This window comes from Rufibacter sp. XAAS-G3-1, from assembly GCF_013623775.1.
Lineage (GTDB): Bacteria > Bacteroidota > Bacteroidia > Cytophagales > Hymenobacteraceae > Nibribacter.
On sequence record NZ_JABFAM010000050.1, the window covers coordinates 1 to 676 of the forward strand.

Sequence of the window (676 nt, forward strand, 5' to 3'; positions counted from 1 at the left end):
TTTCGGTATTTCCGTGGCCACGATGGAGCGAGGCGCGCGGTTGGATTGGCATAAGCATCCGGGCGGCCAAATTTTACTAATTACCGAAGGAACGGGCTATTACCAGGAAAGGGCAAACCTAAGCAAACCGTGCGGAAAGGCGAGGTCGTTAAATGCCAACCGGTCGTGGAGCACTGGCATGGGGCAACCCCTGACTTAGGCGTTACCTACCTGGCCACCAGTCCTGCGTTAAACGGAAAAACCATCTGGTTGCAACGGGTAACGGATGCGGAATATTCCAAAACGAACTAGACGCATAAACCGGTTAGCGAAACCCCTTAAGGTAAAAACAAGGCTTTCTTCTGCCATCATTCCGGAAGATAAATGCGTTGAATTGATAAAGTAATAAATAGTTAGACACCTGGCAAGGTAACGCCACTCCTGACCCTTCACTTAAAAGATAAACCTCCATGAAAGTATCCCTTCTCGGGCTTTGCCTACTAGGATTGACGGTGTTTGTGTCCTGCACCACCCAGAAAAAAGCAAGTTCCCCCGCTGCGGATGCACCGCATTCAGAACAGGAAATCATCAACCTCTCCCAGGAGAAATGGCAATGGATGGCCGACAAGAAAGCCGATACCCTGGCCGCCCTCTTCCATGAGAACGCCGTGTTCGTCCATATGGGGGGTAGCTGGGG

At 51.0% G+C, this 676-nt stretch carries 1 pseudogene; it reads left to right on the top strand.

The features are described from left to right. Nucleotides 1-449: 449 nt before the first annotated feature. Nucleotides 450-676, top strand: a pseudogene (locus HHO50_RS20945) (nuclear transport factor 2 family protein); the annotation flags it as partial.